The organism is Natronorubrum sp. A-ect3 (assembly GCF_041821125.1).
Taxonomy (GTDB): Archaea; Halobacteriota; Halobacteria; order Halobacteriales; family Natrialbaceae; genus Natronorubrum; species Natronorubrum bangense.
This window is the reverse complement of the sequence record NZ_JBGUBB010000002.1, coordinates 879,814-898,570: the sequence shown is the minus strand read 5'-3', so window position 1 is coordinate 898,570 and position 18,757 is coordinate 879,814. Positions and strand designations below refer to the sequence as shown.

At 60.4% G+C, this 18,757-nt stretch carries 19 protein-coding genes; 7 read left to right on the top strand and 12 right to left on the bottom strand.

All coding sequences use genetic code 11. From position 1 onward, the window contains the following. Positions 1-36: 36 nt before the first annotated feature. Complete coding sequence (locus tag ACERJA_RS11160) at positions 37-1,506, bottom strand: aldehyde dehydrogenase (protein ID WP_373608254.1); 1,470 nt, start codon at positions 1,504-1,506, stop codon at positions 37-39. 205 nt (positions 1,507-1,711) lie between these two features. On the opposite strand from ACERJA_RS11160, the gene dpsA reads away from it, so the two are divergent. Together dpsA and ACERJA_RS11150 are read left to right on the top strand one after the other, a co-directional pair. Then, positions 1,712-2,257, top strand: a complete 546-nt coding sequence (dpsA, locus tag ACERJA_RS11155) for a DNA starvation/stationary phase protection protein DpsA (RefSeq protein ID WP_373608253.1) — start codon at positions 1,712-1,714, stop codon at positions 2,255-2,257. Positions 2,258-2,442: 185 nt separating this feature from the next. Then, positions 2,443-2,718 (top strand): hypothetical protein, encoded by a 276-nt coding sequence (locus ACERJA_RS11150; protein WP_373608252.1) that lies wholly within the window; start codon positions 2,443-2,445, stop codon positions 2,716-2,718. Between the two features lie 204 nt (positions 2,719-2,922). Here ACERJA_RS11150 and ACERJA_RS11145 read toward each other — a convergent pair whose 3' ends face one another. Next, positions 2,923-3,741, bottom strand: a complete 819-nt coding sequence (locus ACERJA_RS11145; protein ID WP_373608251.1) for a hypothetical protein — start codon at positions 3,739-3,741, stop codon at positions 2,923-2,925. Between the two features lie 369 nt (positions 3,742-4,110). Further along, the gene (locus ACERJA_RS11140) at positions 4,111-4,278 is read right to left on the bottom strand and encodes a hypothetical protein (protein ID WP_006064548.1); all 168 of its coding nucleotides are present in this window, start codon (positions 4,276-4,278) and stop codon (positions 4,111-4,113) included. Between the two features lie 121 nt (positions 4,279-4,399). Here ACERJA_RS11140 and ACERJA_RS11135 point away from each other — a divergent pair, with 121 nt between their 5' ends. After that, positions 4,400-4,912, top strand: a complete 513-nt coding sequence (locus ACERJA_RS11135) for a macro domain-containing protein (protein WP_373608250.1) — start codon at positions 4,400-4,402, stop codon at positions 4,910-4,912. Positions 4,913-5,064: 152 nt separating this feature from the next. Then, on the top strand, positions 5,065-5,487 hold the full coding sequence (locus tag ACERJA_RS11130) for a universal stress protein (RefSeq protein ID WP_373608480.1): 423 nt from the start codon (positions 5,065-5,067) through the stop codon (positions 5,485-5,487). Positions 5,488-5,904: 417 nt separating this feature from the next. Here the strand turns inward: ACERJA_RS11130 and purM are convergent, their stop codons facing one another. The 6 genes from purM to ACERJA_RS11100 form a co-directional block, all read right to left on the bottom strand. Beyond that, entirely contained in the window at positions 5,905-6,900 is a 996-nt protein-coding gene (purM, locus tag ACERJA_RS11125; RefSeq protein WP_373608248.1) for a phosphoribosylformylglycinamidine cyclo-ligase, read from the bottom strand. A 72-nt stretch (positions 6,901-6,972) separates the two neighbouring features. Next, a complete protein-coding gene (locus ACERJA_RS11120; protein ID WP_373608246.1) occupies positions 6,973-7,605 on the bottom strand; it encodes a metalloprotease in 633 nt (210 codons plus the stop codon). Further along, positions 7,602-9,374, bottom strand: a complete 1,773-nt coding sequence (locus tag ACERJA_RS11115; RefSeq protein WP_373608245.1) for a TraB/GumN family protein — start codon at positions 9,372-9,374, stop codon at positions 7,602-7,604. Before ACERJA_RS11115 ends, ACERJA_RS11120 begins: the two co-directional genes overlap by 4 nt. Positions 9,375-9,542: 168 nt before the next feature. Continuing rightward, positions 9,543-9,794: a glycine zipper 2TM domain-containing protein gene (locus ACERJA_RS11110; protein ID WP_373608244.1), complete on the bottom strand. Its 252-nt coding sequence runs from the start codon at positions 9,792-9,794 to the stop codon at positions 9,543-9,545. Positions 9,795-9,896: 102 nt separating this feature from the next. Beyond that, on the bottom strand, positions 9,897-10,676 hold the full coding sequence (locus ACERJA_RS11105; RefSeq protein ID WP_373608243.1) for an HAD-IIA family hydrolase: 780 nt from the start codon (positions 10,674-10,676) through the stop codon (positions 9,897-9,899). 68 nt (positions 10,677-10,744) lie between these two features. Then, entirely contained in the window at positions 10,745-11,128 is a 384-nt protein-coding gene (locus tag ACERJA_RS11100) for an SHOCT domain-containing protein (RefSeq protein WP_373608241.1), read from the bottom strand. A 144-nt stretch (positions 11,129-11,272) separates the two neighbouring features. Here ACERJA_RS11100 and ACERJA_RS11095 point away from each other — a divergent pair, with 144 nt between their 5' ends. Then, positions 11,273-11,740, top strand: a complete 468-nt coding sequence (locus tag ACERJA_RS11095; protein WP_373608240.1) for a hypothetical protein — start codon at positions 11,273-11,275, stop codon at positions 11,738-11,740. Positions 11,741-11,979: 239 nt separating this feature from the next. Here ACERJA_RS11095 and ACERJA_RS11090 read toward each other — a convergent pair whose 3' ends face one another. Together ACERJA_RS11090 and ACERJA_RS11085 are read right to left on the bottom strand one after the other, a co-directional pair. Next, on the bottom strand, positions 11,980-13,173 hold the full coding sequence (locus ACERJA_RS11090; protein WP_373608238.1) for an RNA-guided endonuclease InsQ/TnpB family protein: 1,194 nt from the start codon (positions 13,171-13,173) through the stop codon (positions 11,980-11,982). A gap of 582 nt (positions 13,174-13,755) precedes the next feature. Further along, complete coding sequence (locus tag ACERJA_RS11085) at positions 13,756-13,938, bottom strand: hypothetical protein (RefSeq protein WP_373608237.1); 183 nt, start codon at positions 13,936-13,938, stop codon at positions 13,756-13,758. A 254-nt stretch (positions 13,939-14,192) separates the two neighbouring features. Here ACERJA_RS11085 and ACERJA_RS11080 point away from each other — a divergent pair, with 254 nt between their 5' ends. Both ACERJA_RS11080 and ACERJA_RS11075 read left to right on the top strand, forming a co-directional pair. Further along, entirely contained in the window at positions 14,193-15,419 is a 1,227-nt protein-coding gene (locus ACERJA_RS11080; protein ID WP_373608236.1) for an MFS transporter, read from the top strand. 85 nt (positions 15,420-15,504) lie between these two features. After that, complete coding sequence (locus tag ACERJA_RS11075) at positions 15,505-15,636, top strand: rubrerythrin-like domain-containing protein (RefSeq protein WP_373608235.1); 132 nt, start codon at positions 15,505-15,507, stop codon at positions 15,634-15,636. An 85-nt stretch (positions 15,637-15,721) separates the two neighbouring features. On the opposite strand, the gene ACERJA_RS11070 is transcribed toward ACERJA_RS11075, so the two are convergent. Next, the gene (locus ACERJA_RS11070; protein WP_373608234.1) at positions 15,722-18,745 is read right to left on the bottom strand and encodes a chromosome segregation ATPase; all 3,024 of its coding nucleotides are present in this window, start codon (positions 18,743-18,745) and stop codon (positions 15,722-15,724) included. Between the last annotated feature and the right edge of the window lie 12 nt (positions 18,746-18,757).

Genomic DNA, 18,757 nt, shown 5'->3' with positions numbered 1-18,757 from the left:
GCGTCCAACGGGGAGAGCGGGTTCGAGTGGGGGCGGTTACAGGACGATGCTCTTCTTTCGCATCATCTCGTGGATCGAAGCGTCGAGCCCTTCGCGGCCGATGCCGGAGTCTTTGTTGCCGCCGAAGGGGACGTCGCCAAGCCCGTGGCTTGGTGCGCCGTTGATCCGGACCGCGCCCGCGTCGATACGGTTGGCTAGCCGCATCGCACGCTTGTAGTCGCTCGTAAAGACTGCCGCGTCGAGTGCGAGGTCGGAGCCGTTGGCGATCTCGAGGGCTTCGTCCTCGTCCGCGAACGTCGTGATGGCAGCAACGGGGCCGAACTGCTCTTCGTCGACGATGCGGGCGTCGTGTGGGACGTTCGCGAGCAGCGTCGGCTCGAAGAACTGATCTCCGAGATCGTCCGGGACACCCTCGGGGGCGCGGCGTTCGCCACCACGGACGATTTCGGCGCCTTTCTCGACGGCGTCCTCGACGAGTTCCTCGACCCAGTCGGCCTGGTCTTCGGAGATAAGCGGGCCGAGCGCGGTGTCCTCGTCGAAGAGATCGCCGGCTTGCCAGGCGTCCATCTGCCCGTCGATTAGATCGACGAGTTCGTCGTGGACGTCCTCGTGAGCGAGCACGCGCGAGATGGCTGAGCAACGCTGCCCGGCGTACTTGAACGATCCCTTCGCGCAGTTGCCTGCGACGTCGGCGAGGTCGGCGTCGTCGAAGACGATCGCGGGGGCGTTGCCGCCGAGTTCCATATGCAGGTTGACCATGCCGCTTTCGCGGGCGACGTGTTTGCCGGCACCCGAAGAGCCGGTCATGGCGATCGCGTTGATGCGGTCATCGCCCGAGAGGAGATCACCAATCTCGCTTGCCTCGCCGGGGACGAAGTTGAACGCGCCGTCCGGAATGCCGTCGACGTCGGCGATGACGTCGGCGAGGACCGCTGCCGAGATGGGCGTCTTGCTCGCGGGCTTGAGCAGGACGCTGTTCCCAGCGGCAAGTGCAGGGGCAACCTGTAATGCCGTCGTCGCCAGCGGGTAATTATACGGCGTGATACAGAGCACTGCACCGATCGGCTCGTGTTTGACGATCGCTTGCCAGCCCTCGTGGCCCTCGGTCGAGCCTTCGCGATACTCGCCTTTGCTGACGATGTTGCGCGCCTCTTCGGCTGCACGGTCAAACCGCGTCGCAGCCTGTTCGACCTCGCCGCGGGCCGACGAGATCGGCTTGCCAGCCTCGCGAACGATGATCTCTGCGAGTTCCTCTTCGCGCTCGCGAAGGCCCTCCGCGATCGTCTCACACCACTTCGCACGCTCGACGACTGTCGTCTCGCGCAGTTCCGGTTTGATCTCGTGGGCCGCCTTGAGTGCAGCATGTGCCGTGGCTGGATCCGCGGCGGCGACCTGTGCGAAGGAACCGCCGTCTGCGAGGTCCGAGACTGAGATGACACTCTCGGTTTCGAGCCACTCCCCATCGACGTAGATCCGCTCTCTCCGCTGTGCGACTCTCGTTGCCATACTCACTCCTTGGACCTCCATACTAAAAATGTTTACTCATACTTGAAAAAATACAAACGAGTGTATACTGCCACTCCGAAACCCGTTTCCCTTACACAATGAGCAACATAGTATTCTTAGCTACGAAGGGCAGTTTCTGTATACAGAAAAATTATTCTGTCATGGATAACGTTTAAGTGTAATGCGAGTGTATCGATAACGTACGATGAGCACCCAGAAGACCGTCCGCCAACAGGCCGACTCCGTCGAAGAGAACAGCCTTCGACTCGAGCAGGAGAAAGCCGAACAGATCGTCGATGCGCTGAACACGGAACTAGCAAACGCATACGTGCTGTATCACCAGCTCAAAAAGCACCACTGGGTCGTCGAGGGGGCAGAGTTCCTGCCGCTTCACGAGTTCCTCGAAGAGGCTTACGAACACGTCGAGGAAGGCGCAGACATCATCGCAGAGCGCACGCAGGCTCTCGGCGGCGTCCCCGTCTCCGGGCCGACCGCTCAGGAGCGACGAGCGACCGTTGAGTTCGAGGGCGAGGACGTCTACGATGTCCGCACGATGTTCGAAAACGACCTCGAGATGTACGGCGACATCATCGAGTCGATGCGCAACAGCATCGAACTCGCCGAAAACCTCGGCGACTACGCCACCGTCGAAATCCTGCGTGAGATCCTCGTGACACTCGAGGAAGACGGCCACCACTTCGAGCACTACCTCGAAGACGACACGCTGGTGCTCGAAGAGGCCACGAAGTAACGAGTCAGACGGCGACCGCTCACGGGTTGTTTTTCCGTGATTTGGAGAGACGTGCCAGCGGAGACTCGACTCACAGCTGTCGCTTTGATTTAACAACGGCTGAACGTTCTATCTGGTTCCGTGGCTATCGTTTGTAACAGAGTTTGACCGGAACAAAGACAACGCAGGTGCGTGTCGTGACAGGTATGGCACAAACCGTTGATGAACTCCGAAATGAAATCAGAGTCGCTGTCGGGCGATTTGAGCGAGAGGGATCGGCAGCGTTCACGAAAGAGGACTTGGCCGCAATTTGTGATGCGGTGGAGTATGAGATTGATACGAGCGGGCGTCTGCCTCCGAAAGCGGAAATGCGGGCCGGAATCTTGTGGAAAACCGGCGCTTTAGAGGAGAATAATCCGAAGGCGGCACCGTCGTCATTCCGGAAAAATGAACTGGAAGCTATCGAAACAACTGTACAGTAGGTTTAGGGGTCGTAGCAACAGACCGATTGAAACCCTTGTTCGGTGATCAATTCGGAAAATCGTGCTGAATGGGTAGTGCTTAGGCTCTGTTGAAATGCGTTATGAGTGATCGGATTCAGCGACCGTGCTGAATCCATAGCGCGCATCTCGCACGGGTTTTATTTCGGTCGGATTACCGAATCAGCCGCTACAGGTTGGCAGATGTCACATGTAAGCCTCTGAGTTCAACTTGCTGAGGAATGAGCCTGCAAAAACCAGTCCGATAAGCGGTGGGAGTATCGTCCCAACGAGAATTGGCACCGATATCTCCACACCTCCCATCAGATCGATGGCCGTAATTGCAGTGAGGGCTGGTGCAACGAGTGCGGCAAACACAAGCAACACACCGGTAAGGACGTATCCCCACGGGCGTTGTTGCCACAGCCAGACAGCAGCGATTGCAAGGCAAGGGACGAGAATACCGAGGTCGATGACGTAGGTATGGGAAGCTTCCGGTCCGAGTTGTGCGATTGCAGAGGGAAGCTCCCCAGTGAGAAGTGCCGGAACGATGTCGAACAGCCACATGAACGCTAGTCCTGCAGCCGAAACACCAAGGAAGCCCACATAAATCCACGTCGAGACAGTGTCGTGCAACTGCTCGAAGAATATCATCGGGTCAGTTCGTACGAGGCCGCTGATCAGCGTGAAAATAGAGACTCCGAACAATGCGACGTATCCAAGAAAGAAATCGTTGTACGCGATGACGAACGCGTAGTGTGTCCACATGTACGTCATGAACGTAAGCGATCCAAGCCAGACAATTCGCCCCCGGGGAGAGCCACGTATGGCAAACCAGAGTCCAATGGCGAGCACCGGAACGCCGATGACGACCAAGACAGCGTCTTGTGCATAAATACGTGCGAGATGGTCTGTGGCGTCTGCATAGTGTCCATCCCGAAAGAGACCGAGGATACTCGAGAAGATGGTGAGAACGATAATAACAATTGTCGAGAATGTTTCAGCCCGAGACGGATGAACTGCCATCAGGTTTGTATTGAGGAACTCCTACACTAAAAATGGTGTATAGCCCCTCCATATTCAACAGGGCGTATTTCGGACAGATCGGCGGTGCGTCGGTAACTGCTTGCTCTGGATATTGCACGCTGTTTGTACTGTTGGTGGGTCGTCACAGGTGTGGGTATGCGAGAACTATTCTACGACACTCTCATCGCATGAATCCACAGACGACGGGACTCTCGTTTGGATGCGCGATTCGAGAACGTTGCACGTGAATGCAGTCACTGACCGAACGGCAAATCGAACACGGATCCACAGGCGTTCCACCAGCGCCAGAAACCGTCCGCTGTAGGGAGTCTCACGCGTCGAGTAGCTGTTCTCGATTGATGAAACGGCTCAGCGCTCGAGGTCGACAACGCAATCGGCTGCGATCCAGCCGTCAGTGTTGTCGCGTTCGGTAAAGACGACTTTGCCGGGTCGGGTTTCGTGACTGGTCACGATCGCCGTCGGCTCCTCGGCTGTCTCGTCGGATTCGGTATCTTCTCTGCGGACGGGTGCGTCCATTAGGAGGAGTTAGGCGAGCCTAAATCTAAAAAGGTTTTGGTTGGCCTAACTTCCCGGTGGGACCGACGCGCAGACGATTTCACGGCCCAGCTTGAAATCGATCGCTCTCGTACCCCCACGTATGCAGTTCGACGTCATTCAGGGAGATATCGCTGCACAGTCAGCTGATGTCCTCGTCAACGCCGCCGGCACGAGTCTCCGGATGGGGTCTGGTGTTGCTGGCGCACTTCGGCGGCGCGCAGGCGACGAGATCAACGAGGAGGCCATGGAGAACGGACCGATCGAACTCGGTGCAGTCGCGGTCACCGACGCTTACGACCTCGACGCCGACTACGTCATCCATGCGGCTGCAATGCCTCACTACGGCGACGGCCAGGCGACCGCTGAGAGCATCCGCGATGCGACCCAGAACACGCTCGAGACAGCTGACGAACTCGGCTGTCAATCGCTCGTGATCCCAGCGCTTGGCTGTGGCGTCGCCGGCTTCGACCTCGCCGACGGTGCCGAGATTATCGGCGAAACGATCGACGCATACGAGCCAGCGTCACTCGAGGACGTGCGTGTGATCGCATACAGCGACGATGAGTACGAGACGACCCGCGCAGCGACTGACACCACCGAAGCGTCGGGTTGAGAAAATGCGCCCCTCGAGTGGCACTCTGTCCCACGGTGGCCTGCGAGTCCGTCGGAAGTGGTGGCGTGAGCCTAGATTCTTGTTTCTATGAGATGAGAACTGGTAGTAGTTTTACTATGTGATGTCACTAACTACTATGTAGGTGATCAATGGTGTACGATACAATCCTCATTCCGACCGACGGCAGCGAACAGGCAGCCCGTGGTGTCGAACAGGGCCTCAACCTCGCCGACCAGTACGACGCAAAAGTCGTATGTCTCTACGTCGTCGATGAACGTCGCCACGGACGACCGCCGGCGCTTGGAAGCGTCGAGGCCGAACACGAAAAAATCGAGGACGACGCCACCGAGATGCTCAACGAGATCAAAGCACGTGCCGATGAACTCGGCCTCGAGGTCGATTGTGAGTGTTGCCGAGGGCTTCCGTGGGAGAAGATTACGACCCATGCGGAACGAAACGACGCCGACCTGATCGTGATGGGCCGGCGGGGAGCGACCAACGACCGGACAACGCCACTCGGGAGCGTCACCGACCGGGTCATCCGTCTCACCGAGACACCCGTCCAGGCGGTCTAACACGGTCTGCCGTCCCGCTTTCCCAGCACAATCGCAAGGCTGCACGCGGTCGCGTCGGAACTGACGGACAGCAGTCCGTCCGAAGTGAGGATCGGCGTCTCGAGTCCGTTCCAACTGCTTTTACACTTTCACAGACTGGAGATGACTCCTGACAGCAGTCATACGGTCGCTTGACGGTTGACCGCACCTCTAAGCGAGAACGGCAGCGCACTCCGCGGCTTCTTGCTGTCTCTCCCCTCGCTGCTGTGTTCGTCGCACTGGCTGTTGTGACTGCGTTTGCGGTATCCTCGAGTACGAGGGTGTCGAAGAAGAGACAATTCGATAGCGGGGACGAACGGCCCGTTTCGGTTGCAGCTGGACATAACTGGGCCTCGCCAGCGCCGGAAACGGTTTTATCCGATCGTCGTATGCGCAGGCTTAGCTCAGCGAGAGCCCGCGGATCTCGACCGAGTTGCCCGCTTCGACGTGGCCGATGATCTGCCCGTCGGTGTCGGCGACGAGCGCCTCGGCACGGTCTTCGGGAACGGCGACGACAAAGCCAGTGCCCATGTTGAACGTTCGGTGCATCTCCTCGTCCGTCACCTTCCCTTCAGCCTGCACGAACTCGAAGACCGGCTGGGCCGGGAACGGATCCTCGATCACGTACTCGTAGTCGCCCATCCGGAGCAGGTTCGTCCAGCCACCACCCGTGATGTGGGCCGCCGCACGAACACCGTGTTCACGCATTGGCTCGAGCAGAGACGTGTAGAGCCGCGTCGGTCGGAGCAGTTCCTCGCCGATCGTCCGCTCGTCGTCGTGGGGGAACGCGTCGGTGTACTCGTGGTCGCGCGTGACTGCCTCGCGAGCGAGCGTGAGCCCGTTCGAGTGGATGCCATTCGAGGCAAAGCCGACGAGGACGTCACCGACCTGTGCCTCTCCCTCGAGAATCTCGTCTTTGCCGGCGAGGCCGGCACAGGTGCCAGCGAGGTCGAAGCCCGTAATGACGTCGGGCATGACGGCCGTCTCGCCACCGAGGAGCGTCATGCCGGATTCCTCAAGGCCGACGGCGAGCCCTTCGCCGATCTCGTTGGTGAGGTCGTCGTCGGGTTCGTCGATCGCGAGGTAATCAACGAACGCAACGGGTTCGACGCCCGCGGCGACGAGGTCGTTGACGTTCATCGCGATGCAGTCGATGCCGATCGTCGAGAAGTCTTCGATGGCTTCGGCGACCATGAGCTTCGTGCCGACGCCATCAGTCGCGAGGGCGAGATAGCGATCGCCGATGTCGAGCAGGCCCGCGTACTCGGTCGTTAGATCGCTGCCAAAGGCCTCGAGCAGCGCTGCAGTCGCGTCTTCGCTGGCTTCGATGTCGACGCCGGTGTCGGCGTAGGTGAGCTGTTCCGTTGCAGCATCGTCGTCCGCTGGATCGGTCATGTCTGAACGACCTCTCGGGGTGAGCAAAAGATCACCGGTTGCATGGTCGGCCGTCGGCTCCTCGAGCGTGTCTCAGAACAACCCAAACGTCAGATAGAAGCCGACGACGAACACCAGACTCAGGCCGAACACGACGCCGAACACTGGCTTGCTCCACTCGAGGACCGTTTTCCCGTCGAGGGGGCCAAACGGGATCATGTTGAACGCGGCAAGGACGAGATTGATGAGCACGCCGAGGTGACCAACAGTCCCGATAATGCCGGGAAACAGCATGAGGGGGAAAAACAGCACTGCGAGCAGGTGGTTTGTAATGGGTCCTGCGAGCGCGACGTGCCCGTTCTGTTTCGTCGTGATCCGGCCCCGGTGGTAGACAGCCCCTGGTGCGGCAAAGAGAAAGCCAATGAGTGCGCTCATGACCGCGAGAAACAGCATCTGGTAGTCTGCACGGAACTCTGCGACCTGGCCGTACTCGATCGCGACCACTTTGTGAGCGAGTTCGTGCAACAGAAAGGCGACGCCGACGGTGACGAAACTCAGTCCGACCATTGCACCGAAGTAACCGACAGTGACCGGTGAACGGTGAATCGGCGCCAGCAATAGCGCGAACGCGACACTCAGTGTAATCCAGGCCAGCGCGAGGTCGAACAGCTCCTTGTCGCTGAAGGAGAGTTCCGGCTCCGGCTGCCGGCGTGTTCGCACGCTCATGTCAACAACCCTCTGAGCAACTCGAGGGTGTTTTCAGCACCGGTGAGAAGCTCACCAAAGAGAGCGTCGACGCCGCCGATTTCGGGAGCGAGCCACGGCAACACCGCGATCGGGAACAGCAGGGTCGCGATCAGACTCCCGATGTTGGTTAACGCAACGATCATGATGAGCCGGAACAGCGGGACATCGAACATGTCGCTCATGGCGTCGCTCACCGGCCGCTCGGAGTCACCGACGATTTCGTTGAGCGTCTGGATATCTCGAATGTTGACTGGCCGGTGTTTGAGTTCGACGTAGCCAGCGAACCAGCCGGGGGCCAGCAGTGGATTGATGCTGGTTAGCCACGCAATCGAGCCGCCGACGCCGGCACTGGTCCAGCGTGCTCCAGCGAGTCTGGCGAGTGTAAACGCAAAGAACCCGTTGAACAGAAACCAGGCTCCAAACAGCTTGAGCAAGAACGTATCCTGCACGCCCGCCATAATCAGCAGGAAGAAAAAGCCGAGGAAGCCAATCATCACCAGATAGCCGGCGATCTTCAGCGGCGAGAATCGTCGCTTGGACGCAGTCCCCGAAAGCGACTCGAGGGAGGGAATCTGTGATGGATTCGCGAGATGGCGTTCGATCCCAGCTTTGTGGCCGGCACCGACGACAGCGACGACGTCGTACCCCTGGTCGCGAAGCTCGTGGAGGTGATTCGCGATATAGGCGTCACGTTCGTCGATCAAGGCGTTTGCGCCGCGGGGACTAAACCGGCGAAACTCCTCCATCATCGCGGCGACAACGTCGCCGTCGGTCATCTCTTCGATGTCGATCTCGTCGACGTCTTCGACGTCGCTACTGCCGGCATCGAGAACGAGGCCGAGGAGGCCACCGATGGCGACACCGACGCCGAGCCCGGCGAGGATACCAACTGTCCCGCGGATCCCGTAGATGCCGGCGCTTTCGAACGCGCCTGCTGAAAACGGTCCAATGAAGGTTCCAGTTGCGACCAGTGCCAGGCAGGCGCTGATCCCGAGACCGACGCCTGCGAGGATCCGTATCGAAAGCCCGTCGAGAAGCCCGCCAGCCGACCCGCTGCTCGTCTCAAGCGAGGGGAGAAAGAGCAACCCGACGAACGCACCGCCGATGGCCCCTCCCACGGTCGCGCCCACGTACTGAAGCGTCGTCGAGCCGGTGACACCAAGCAACAGGAGATCGCCGAGCCCAAGCAGCGGTGCGAGGAAGGCAGCAAAGACGAAGCCGACCAAGAGCCCGCCAACGGCACCGAAGGTGAGCCCGATAGTTCGGGGATCAGTAATGCCGAGGGCGAGTCCGCCGACCATCTTCAGCTTCTCGCCAATCGACAGCCGACGCCAGAACCGCTGAATCGTGACCTGAATATCTCGGTCGACGAGTGCAACACCGCTTTCGTTGCGCTCGGCGGCCTCGATGGCGGCCCGCATGTCCGCCCCGGGCTCGATGTCGAACCGCTCGCCGAGGCGTGACTGGACGTACGACAGCATCCAGTAGGCCAGAAACTGGAAGACGGTGTTGCCTGAGAGGAGGTCTTTGGCTTCGATGTCGTCCGGCGTCCCGCCTTGCATCTGTCGGTACCGACCCTCGTCGAGTTCGACGGCGACGACATCCGGGTCTTCCCGATCGATCGTTTCGTGTACATCATCGACGCTCGCCTGCGAGACGTGTGCCGTCCCGAGAACGTGGACGGACCCCTGTTCGTCTGTTGGCGGCTTCGGGGGCTCTGGCACGCCGGCGTCGCCTGCATCGCTCATTAACGATTCAACTCGACGTGGACTTTTACCAGTATCGGACTAAAAAGAAGTAAGACGGACAGATCGTCGGCCGCTGATTCGAGTACGAGTCGGCCACGGTCACGCCGTCTTTCGTCTTCTGGCGACTGTTGACACCACCGGTGGCGGATGGTGCTGGTCCCGACGCTGTCAGTTCTGCTCGTCGTCGCCGTTCGACAGCGGGCCGAACTCTTTCTCCTTGGCGTCCTCGAGGAACGTGCTCGCAGTATCGCGCGTATCTGCGACCGTCGCACCGACCAGCGCACCGATCGCACCGCCAGTGCTCGCGGCGTTTCGACTGAAGACGGCACCGACCGCGGCCCCGACTGCGGCACCGATCGCTGCGTATCGCGCTCGAAGCAGTACGTGTTTGACGTGGGATTTCGTGTCCGCAAAGTCCATATGACGACTATCAAGACTGTCACAGATAAGTATGTCTCTCAGACCCACATTGTGCAGCGCTCCCACGCCTGTCCGCCAGTCGCAAACGATCGATTGGCTCGCTTACAGCAGCGTCTCGATGTCGGCAAGCGAGTCGAGAACGTAGTCCGGCTGTATCGGCGACGTCTCGAGTGTCGTCTGATCCGTCACGCCAGTCCGAACGAGTGCGGTCGTCATGCCGGCTCGGTTCCCCAGTTCGATATCGGTGTTGAGGCGATCACCGACGACCAGCGTCTGTTCGGGCGCCGCCTCGAGACGGTCCATTGCGGCCGTGGCGGCGATCGTGGACGGTTTGCCGAGGATCGCGTCGGGCTCTCGGCCGGCAACGGCCTCCATTGCAGCGAGGATCGCCCCAGTGCCGGGGATCAACCCCCCATCGACCGGAATCGTCGCATCGGGGTCGGTTCCATAAAACGGCACGTCATCATCGAGTGCACGCAACGCCTCCCAGAGCGCACTGTAGGAGAACGCTTTGTCGAACGACCCAAGGACGACGTCGGCGCGCTCGGGGTCGTCGGTGAGTCCGACGGCCGCGTCCGCGAGGATCGTCTCGAGTCGCTCGCTACCGACGAGATACACGCGCTCGTCGGGATGGGTCGTTGCGAGATACGTCGCCGAGACCGTCGCTGAGGTAAGGACGCTGTCGGAATCGATCGCGATTCCGTGTGGCTCGAGCTTCTCGCCGTAGTGGTCGCTTCCACGGGTCGGATTGTTCGAGAACAGCAGTCGATCGATGCCGGCGTCATCGAGGGCAGAGAGGCCGTCGGTTACGTTCGGGAGCAGCTCCTCGCCTCGAACGATGGTGCCGTCGACGTCGAGGATCGCCGCCTCGTAGCTCGTCATTGTATACTGCTAGGGCTGGCTGTCGATTGAGTGTTGGGTTCGGGGAAATCAGCCGTGGGGATCCACGGTCACTCCGAGCGTTCGAGTTCGAGGTCCGCCGTCTCGATGCCGGCGGCGTCGGCCCGCTCGTTGGCGTCGATCAGCCGCTCGAGTTTGGCTTCGAACTCGGCGTCGGACAGTTCGCCGGCTGCATACCGACCCTGGAGTTTCGTGACGGGGTCGCGTTCGCGGTCCGATCGACTCGAGTCGGCCGTGTCGGTGCCGACAGGACCAACGCGCTGGGTGAGATACCAGACGAGAAAGACACTCACCACGAGCAGCGCCGTGATCGCGAGGGCATACAGCGGGCCGGCAAACAGTAACACAGCGATGATTAGAATATCGGCAAGGACGAACTTGATCGCGAAAATCTCCGTGAGGCTGTAGTTCGTTCCGCCGCGCTCGCTGCCCATACTGACGTGTTGGGACTGTGTCGGAATAACTGTGGGGATCGGCTACATTCGCCGGGGGCGGGACGGTGGCTGCTGGTCGGTCGCTCGAAAACGCGTCGTTCCGGGGAGGGAATTCTTATCCGCAAACCGTCCGTACCCCCGTCTATGACACTCGAGGTCGAACCCCCCGAGCCGCCGGAACTGGAGTACGTCGATCCGAACGAGTACGAGGACGCAACGATCAGTGCAGACGGAGCCGACATCGACTACCGCCGCGAGGAACTGCAGGAGTTTCTCGAGGAGGGTGCCTGGGAGGAGGCATTCGAAGCGTGGCTTGTGGATACTGATCTCGAGGAACGGGCGTACGAGATTGCCCGCGACCTTGATCTTTTCGCGGGGTTTGACTTCTTCTGGGACGACTTCGCTGACCGCGTCGGCTATCACGCTCCCGGCATCCCTGAAGACTGGCAGGCGCGGGAGTACCATCCCGACCTCGACACGTGGGGAACTGTCTCCTCGATCAACGCCGAACTAACCGAGTTCGGACAGATCGTCTCGGAAATACTCAAAGACGAGTATATCGACTGGGAGGCCGAGTACGAACCGCCGGAGGATCTGCCGGATTTCGACTGAGTCACTCGACTGAAACAGGTTTTAGACCCATCCGACGGACGCGGTCGCTCCGGTACTGATGGGAGCCGGCGGTGGGAGAACTTCTGTTGACAGGCGACTACTCTCGAGGGACTGCGATATTCTGCGTGCGGCCACCACAGTCCGGACAGAACGCGAGTCAACTGCCCCGCGCACGGTGGCGCGGGGCTTGTCAGTGAACTCGGCCTCTACCCCAAGAGTGGGGGAGCCAGTGTATCTGGCTAACTCGGCGTCCTCGCTCCTGACTTCAGAGCGTATTGACTGACGCTCCTCCGACCGGACGACTGATGGCCCCGCCGGAGATACAACTCCGCAACGTTCTTCGCCGCATTGTAATCCGCGTGATTCGTCCTCCCACACGACTGGCACTCGAACTGTCCAGCGTGCCGGTTATCGTCGTGCGTGAACCCACACTCGTTACACCGCTTCGACGTATTTCGAGGATTCGTCGTATCCACGAACAAGCCCTCAAACTCCGCCTTGTACTCCACGAAGTCCTTCAGCTTGCGGAACGCCCACTCCGAATGCCACGCCGCTTCTGGCAAGTCCTCTCGAATCCCGTCCAACTCCTCGAACACGATACCGTCGCAGTCGTGTTCGAGTGCTTCTTCTATGATACCGTTCGCCACGTTGTGCAAAACGTGTTTCACGTATCGTTCTTCCCTGCCGGATAGGGATTCGATGGTTCGGTGTGCAGATTGCGTCCCGGTCTGCTGGAGACTGCCACGTGTTTTCTCGAACTCGCGGCGGTAGTGGTTGAGTTCATCTGCGTCGAAGAAGCGAGCTGTACTCGTCACAGCGATTTGGTTGACGCCGAGATCAACACCGAGAACCGTTCCGTTCTCGGTCGGTGACTCGGAATCGTCGTCTTCTTTTGGTGTTCGATAGCCAAGATGAATGTACCAACCACCGTCTCGATAGTGGAGTGTGGATTCTGTGTACTCCCACTCATCACTATCAAGATACTCACGCTGGTATCCATCTTCGGCTTCGGGAAGAGACAAGTCAGCGTGGACGCGACTATGGTCTCCGAGCGTGGTGAGTGTGACCATTTCTTGGTCGGGGAAGACGGTGAGTGTGCGGCGGTCGAATGTCATCGACCGGCTTGTGAACTGTGGTTGTGAGGCTTTCTTTCCGTTTTTGCGACATTCGATGCAGGATTTGATTGCGCCTGCGACTTCGTGGCAGGCGAGCGTGGCGTGCTGGTCGCCTAACTTGGTTTCCTGCTTGATTTGTTGTTTGGCGAGTTGTCGCACGTCGGACTTGGTGTGGCAAGTGTTCCACGCGAGGGTACTTGCGATGTTGCAGCCGTCGAGCCACTCTTCGATTGTGTCAAGGAGCAGTTGCTCATCCTCGTCATTACGGAGGGTGAGGCGAGTGATGAGTGTTCGACGGTGGTACTCGTCCGACGCCACATGTTCAATAAAGTGCTATTGATTTATAAAAGGCAGGGTTGGGTGTCGGCTTCAACCCCGCCCACGGTGGGGCGGGGAATCCGCCTCGCTACCTAGTTTGAATCGCCCACGTCTCGAAACCCACAGACGGTGCATTCGTAGTACGGTCGGGACGGCGTGTACGGGTCGATCTGAGTCATAGTGGGTTGTTAACTCATGCCACAAAAACGGTTGCGTTGGTATTCTTCTAGCGCACTTATCTCGATAGAGAAGCAGATGTATCCTAATGTATTGGACAGATGTTCAGTATGGGGCGACATGGGGCGCCAGCCGAACCGACATACTATATTCACGAACCGATCGTACGTGAACGATCGTCGCCGTCGGCGACGAGCCGTGAGGCGCGATCGGGCGGGTACTGACGGTTGTCTGGCAGTATCACCCGTTGTCGATGGCTGAAGTCGCTGTCGCTTTCGGTTCCAACACGCCATCCACGTGTGAAGCGGTACGGCTGAGCGCTGGTGGTGTATCCGTCCTCGAGGACGGTGAACAAAAAGCGGTCAGCACGCAGCAGTTGTCGCCGCCGGGCTGGATGCAACGTCCCTACCCGGACCACTCACCGGCGAGATCGCTAGCGATGTTCGATCGCCACTGCTCGAACCCGTCCTCACAGTCTGCGTTGCCATCGATATGATCGACGAATCCGGCACCGGGTGACTCGAGTTCGTCGCCACAGAACGGACAGCTGATTGGATCGTTCCAGTCTGCGGTGGTGTTCACTGCCATGCTATCCGTTCTTGGCAGAAGAATTCATATAAGTGTACTCGGTTAAGAACTAGTACCTGTATATGGTATTTAATACCATTATTATTCGCCGTGCTCTCTCTTGATCTCGCTCCCGAGAGCGCGGCTGTCGACCGCTCAGGGCAGTGTCACAGGCGGCAGGGCAGCGACGGATCGAGTCCACGCTGTCGACCGAAGGCGAGACTCGAGTCGCTGAATCGGAGCGTACTCGTTCCCCCACCGATCTACTGTTGAACGTGAACGACACGAGTCGAGGGGTGGCCGGCCGGCTCGCCCACTACGACGTCCTCGTGGTGACGGCAGCGATCTGGTTTCTCGGGAAGTTTCTTCGGTACGCTTTTCCGCCGCTGTTTGACCCGTTTCAGGCGAGCTACGGCGTGTCAAACGCGGTTCTGGGGATGGCGTTCACCGGCTTCATGCTCGTCTACGCTGCCATGCAGTTTCCCTCCGGCGTGCTCGCAGACCGACTCGGATCGGTCGTCGTCATTACCACTGGTGCACTCGTCGCAGCGGTCGCATCGCTCGCGCTGGTCGTCGACTCCCCGTTTCTCGTCCTCGTCGGGGCGATGCTCGTCATGGGTGCTGGAACTGGCGCTCACAAGACCGTCGCCGTCCGGTTGCTGTCTCGAGCCTACCCGTCTCGGACGGGCCGAGCGCTTGGGGTCCTCGATACGTTCGGTGCCTTCGGCGGCGTGTTTGCACCCGCTGCAGTCGTCGCCGTTGCGGGACTTTCGTTCGCGTTCGGTGAGAGCTGGCGGCTCATCTTCCTGCTCGCCGGACTCGCCGGAGTCGGCCTTGCTGTGCTGTTCCGGGTTCGGGTCCCACGACGGATGCCAACTGAGTCCGAAGGTGACGCTGCGCCGACTGCGGCGTCAGCTGCCGGCGTCAGCCAGTATGCAACGCTCTTTCGAGACTGGCGATTTTCTGTGTTTGCACTCCTGACGATCCTGTTTTCGTTTACCTACAACGGGTTCGTGGCGTTTGCACCGCTGTATCTGACACAGGAGGCCGGGCTGACGAACGCAGCCGCAGGACTGCTCTACAGCGCGCTCTTTCTTGCGAGCCTGGTCCAGCTCGCCACCGGCGACCTCAGCGATCGGATCGGCCGGCTCCCGATCATCGTCGCGATGCTCGGTCTCGCGTCCGTTGCACTGGTTGCGTTCATCTCCTTGACTGGAACCGCCGGTCCGGTTGTCCTCGGCGCTGCACTCGTTGCCGTCGGGGTGGGTTCGCACGGCTTTCGACCTGTACGGGGTGCATACCTGATGTCTACGATCCCCGACGACGTCGCTGGCGGTGGCCTCGGAGTAGTCCGCACGATGTTGATGGCTGCCGGTGCGGTCGCACCCGCGATCGTCGGCACGCTCTCGGAAACTGCCGGCTTCCAGCCCGCGTTCTGGCTGCTCGCAGCGTCGCTCATCACTGCCACGGGACTCGCAACGCTGCTCTGGCTGCTCGAGTAGTGTGTGCGTAAGCTGGCATCGCGAACCCGCTGTTCCCCAGTTTACCACGAAAAGAGTTAACACACCTCATTACATAGATACCCTCATGTCTGTTACTGAACCACTCGAGTACGAGTGTGTCGGCTGTGGCCGTCGAGAGACGGTCATGGATGCACTCCTCAGCACCTGTCGTCGATGCGGGGGCGAGATGCGAAACGTCGAGCTGATCCGTGAGTAGTCGAGTCGGCGACGCGCCGAGCCGGAGCGCCGACAGCGCTCTCGGGAGCGAGGGAGAGGGCAGCTAACAGCAGCCACAGCGTCGGTCAGCGTTCGAGTGCGACCGCAGTGCCGATGAGGACGAGTCCGAGCAGGACTGCACCCGCACCGACAGCCCCAGCACCGGTGAGAACGAGCGAACTGCCAGCGACGACGCCGGCACCGCCTCCGCCAGCGACGAGCGGAGTGACGACAGCCTGCGTCTCGTCTGTCGCATCCTGTTCTCGCCGCTGCAGTCGATCCTGGAGTGTCTCGAGGGCTGTTTGGATTGCCTCGAGTTCGTCATCCCGGTCGGTCTCCAGCCCTGATTCGATGGCGTCGACACGTGTTTCGAGCGTCGACAGCTGGGTCTCGACCGGCTCGTCAGCGCCATCCTCGAGCAGTTCCCTGAGATCGTCGACCTCGGTCAGCGCCGTCTTGAGTCGCCTCTCTTGCTCGTCGATGGTCTCGCGTTGGGCCTCGAGTCGGTTCGCGTGATCGCTCGTCCGGTCGTCGAGGCTGTCATGTTTCCCCGTGAGGTCCTCGAGGTGGTCATCGACGCTCTCGAGACGGGTGTCGAAGTCGTCTGAGACCGCTTCGAGGTCGGCTGCGACCGATTCGATCGTTTCCTCGAGCGCTCCAACGGTGTCTTCGGAGGCCATCGAACCACTGAGCGTCTCGAGACGGGTGTCGAGTTGGTTCACTGACTCGGTAGCCTGCTCGACGTCGGTCTCGACCGCATCGAGCGTTTCGGCAACGCCCTCGAGGCGAGTTTCGAGAGCAGCTGAACGCGCTGTACCGTCTTCGAGCCGTGTTTGGAGCGCGTCACTCTCCTCGTCGATCGCCGTCTGGAGGCCGGTGATAGACTCGTCGACGCCGTCCTCGAGCGAGCTGAGACGGTCGGTAAGATCCGTTTCGAGTGTCTCCACAGCAGCAGCGAGATCGCCGAGGTCACTGTCGACCGCGTCGAGATCAGCAGCGAGAGCGTCGACCGCCTCTGCAGGTGCCGTTCGTTCCTCGAGTCCAGTCACGGTCTCCGAGACAGCCGACAGCATCTGCGCGAGACCGTCCAGTTCCGTCTCGAGGGTCGCGAGTTCGTCTTCGATAGCAGTCACCCGATCGCTGTCAGCTGCCGTCGTCTCGAGGGCACCGACCGTCTCCTGTGTGGTCTCGAGACGGGTCTCGAGATCGGCAGTGCGGTCGCGAAGCGAGTCGTGGACCGCAGTCAGCTCGTCTGTCAGCGCCGTGACGTTGTCATCCGTCGATGTGAGTCGTTCTTCGACGGCCTCGAGAGCCATGGTCGTCGTCTCGAGGTCGGCACCGAGTTCGGTGACCCGTTCATCGATGGTCTCGAGGCCGCTATCGACGGCCTCGAGTTCGTCTTCGAGTGTTGAGTTGATCGACTCGAGATCGTGTTCGAGTTGTGTACGTTCCTCATCAGCTCGCTCTGCGTGGGCTGTGAATCGATCCGAGACGTCGCCAATCCGGAGTGCCTGCTCCTCGAGTCGGCCGGCGAGGCCGTCGATTCGGATTCCGTGCCGGTCGACAGTGTCGAGTTCGGCCTCGAGTTCCGAAACCGTTTCCGAGACCGCTTCGAGGGCAGTCGCTGACGCAGTTGTTTCTTCGAGTGTCTCCACCGACGCCTGCAGCCGTTCGAACTGGTCCCCGAGCGTGTCAGTGCGCTCAGCAACTGCCTCGAGATCGGCCGTGAGGTCGCCGATTCGATCGTCGAGCGCTGCCCGTTCGTCCGCGGTTGTTGTCTCGAGGGTTTCGATCGTCGACTCGAGCGTGTCGAAATCGTCTGTCAGCGCCGACTCGAGAGAATCGACGTCGTCCTCGAGAGCGTCGACCGTCTCGGCGCTGGCCGTCTCCGCTTCGATCGACTCGAGATCGTCGAACACTGTCTCGAGGTCGGCTCGAACCGACTGGATCTCATCGTCTCGGTCGGCCAGACGGGCGAACAGCTGATCGATCGCGGCATCCGCTTGAGCGCGCTCCGTGTCGGTGCCGCCGTCGAGTGGATCGTCGAACGACAGCGTCGTCTCGCCGGTCGGTGCGGGTATCGCCGTGGAGACGTCGCCACCGGTGTCGTTCACGTCGGCTGGCGACCACGTCACAGCCTCGTGGGCGTCGACACCGTCTTTGGCGGCTGCGAGTGCACCTCTGGCAGCGCTTGTCGCTGGATCGTCGGCGAGTCGCACGCCACGGATCGAAAACGGCAGCGGTGCCGTATCGAACCGACCGCCAAGGAGATACTCGAGTCCATCGACTACGCCCGACCCAGCGAGTGCGACCGGGACGGCCAGCCCTTGCTGGACATCGTTCTCGCTGGCTTCTGTCTCGAGCGCTGCTGCGAGGTCACCGATCAACGCGTCGAAGGCCGCGGCAAGCGCAGCCTCGATTTCGCCCGCTGCCGCGTCGGGATCGAGGGCAAACTGCTCGAGCGTGGCTTCGACCTGTGCTGGCTCGTGCCCTGTCTCGGCGGCTGCCTGTTCGACGACCCACGCACTCCCTTTTGCAAGTGAGAACGCCAGTGCAGGCACGCCGTAGTATGCGAGTGTGACACTCGTGGTCTGCGGGCCGAGACGGATGCCGAGTCCAGTGTAGTTGTCGTCAGTGAACTGGTCGTAGACGACGGCAAACCCGCTGCTGATCGGTGTGACATCGATTCCGCGGTCGGCAAGGATCGACGCGACAGTATCGCGATGCGTGTCGGTCGGATCGTCCGCGTCGACCAGCGGTCCCGGAGTCGTATAACAGAGCCGCCCATCGACTGCATCGTCGACTTCGAGGACATCGTCAACGAGTGTCTCGAGTGCCGGCCCAGCGTACCCAGCTTCCGTCAGGACACCGTTTGCGAACAGTGTTGCAGGCATCTCACCCTCGGCATCGGCGAGGGTTTTTGCAGTCGGCCCGACCGCATACAGCGTCTCGTCCTGCTCGACGAACAGTTCATCACCCGTCCCTGCTGACTCGGCTTTCTCCTCGTCGGCTGGAACGACGATCGGACGAACCGATTCGATCGCCACCCCGTTTGACGCGTCGGCAGCCGCTCGGATCGCCTCTGGTCCGATATCGAGACCGTATTCCATGGCAACGGCAAA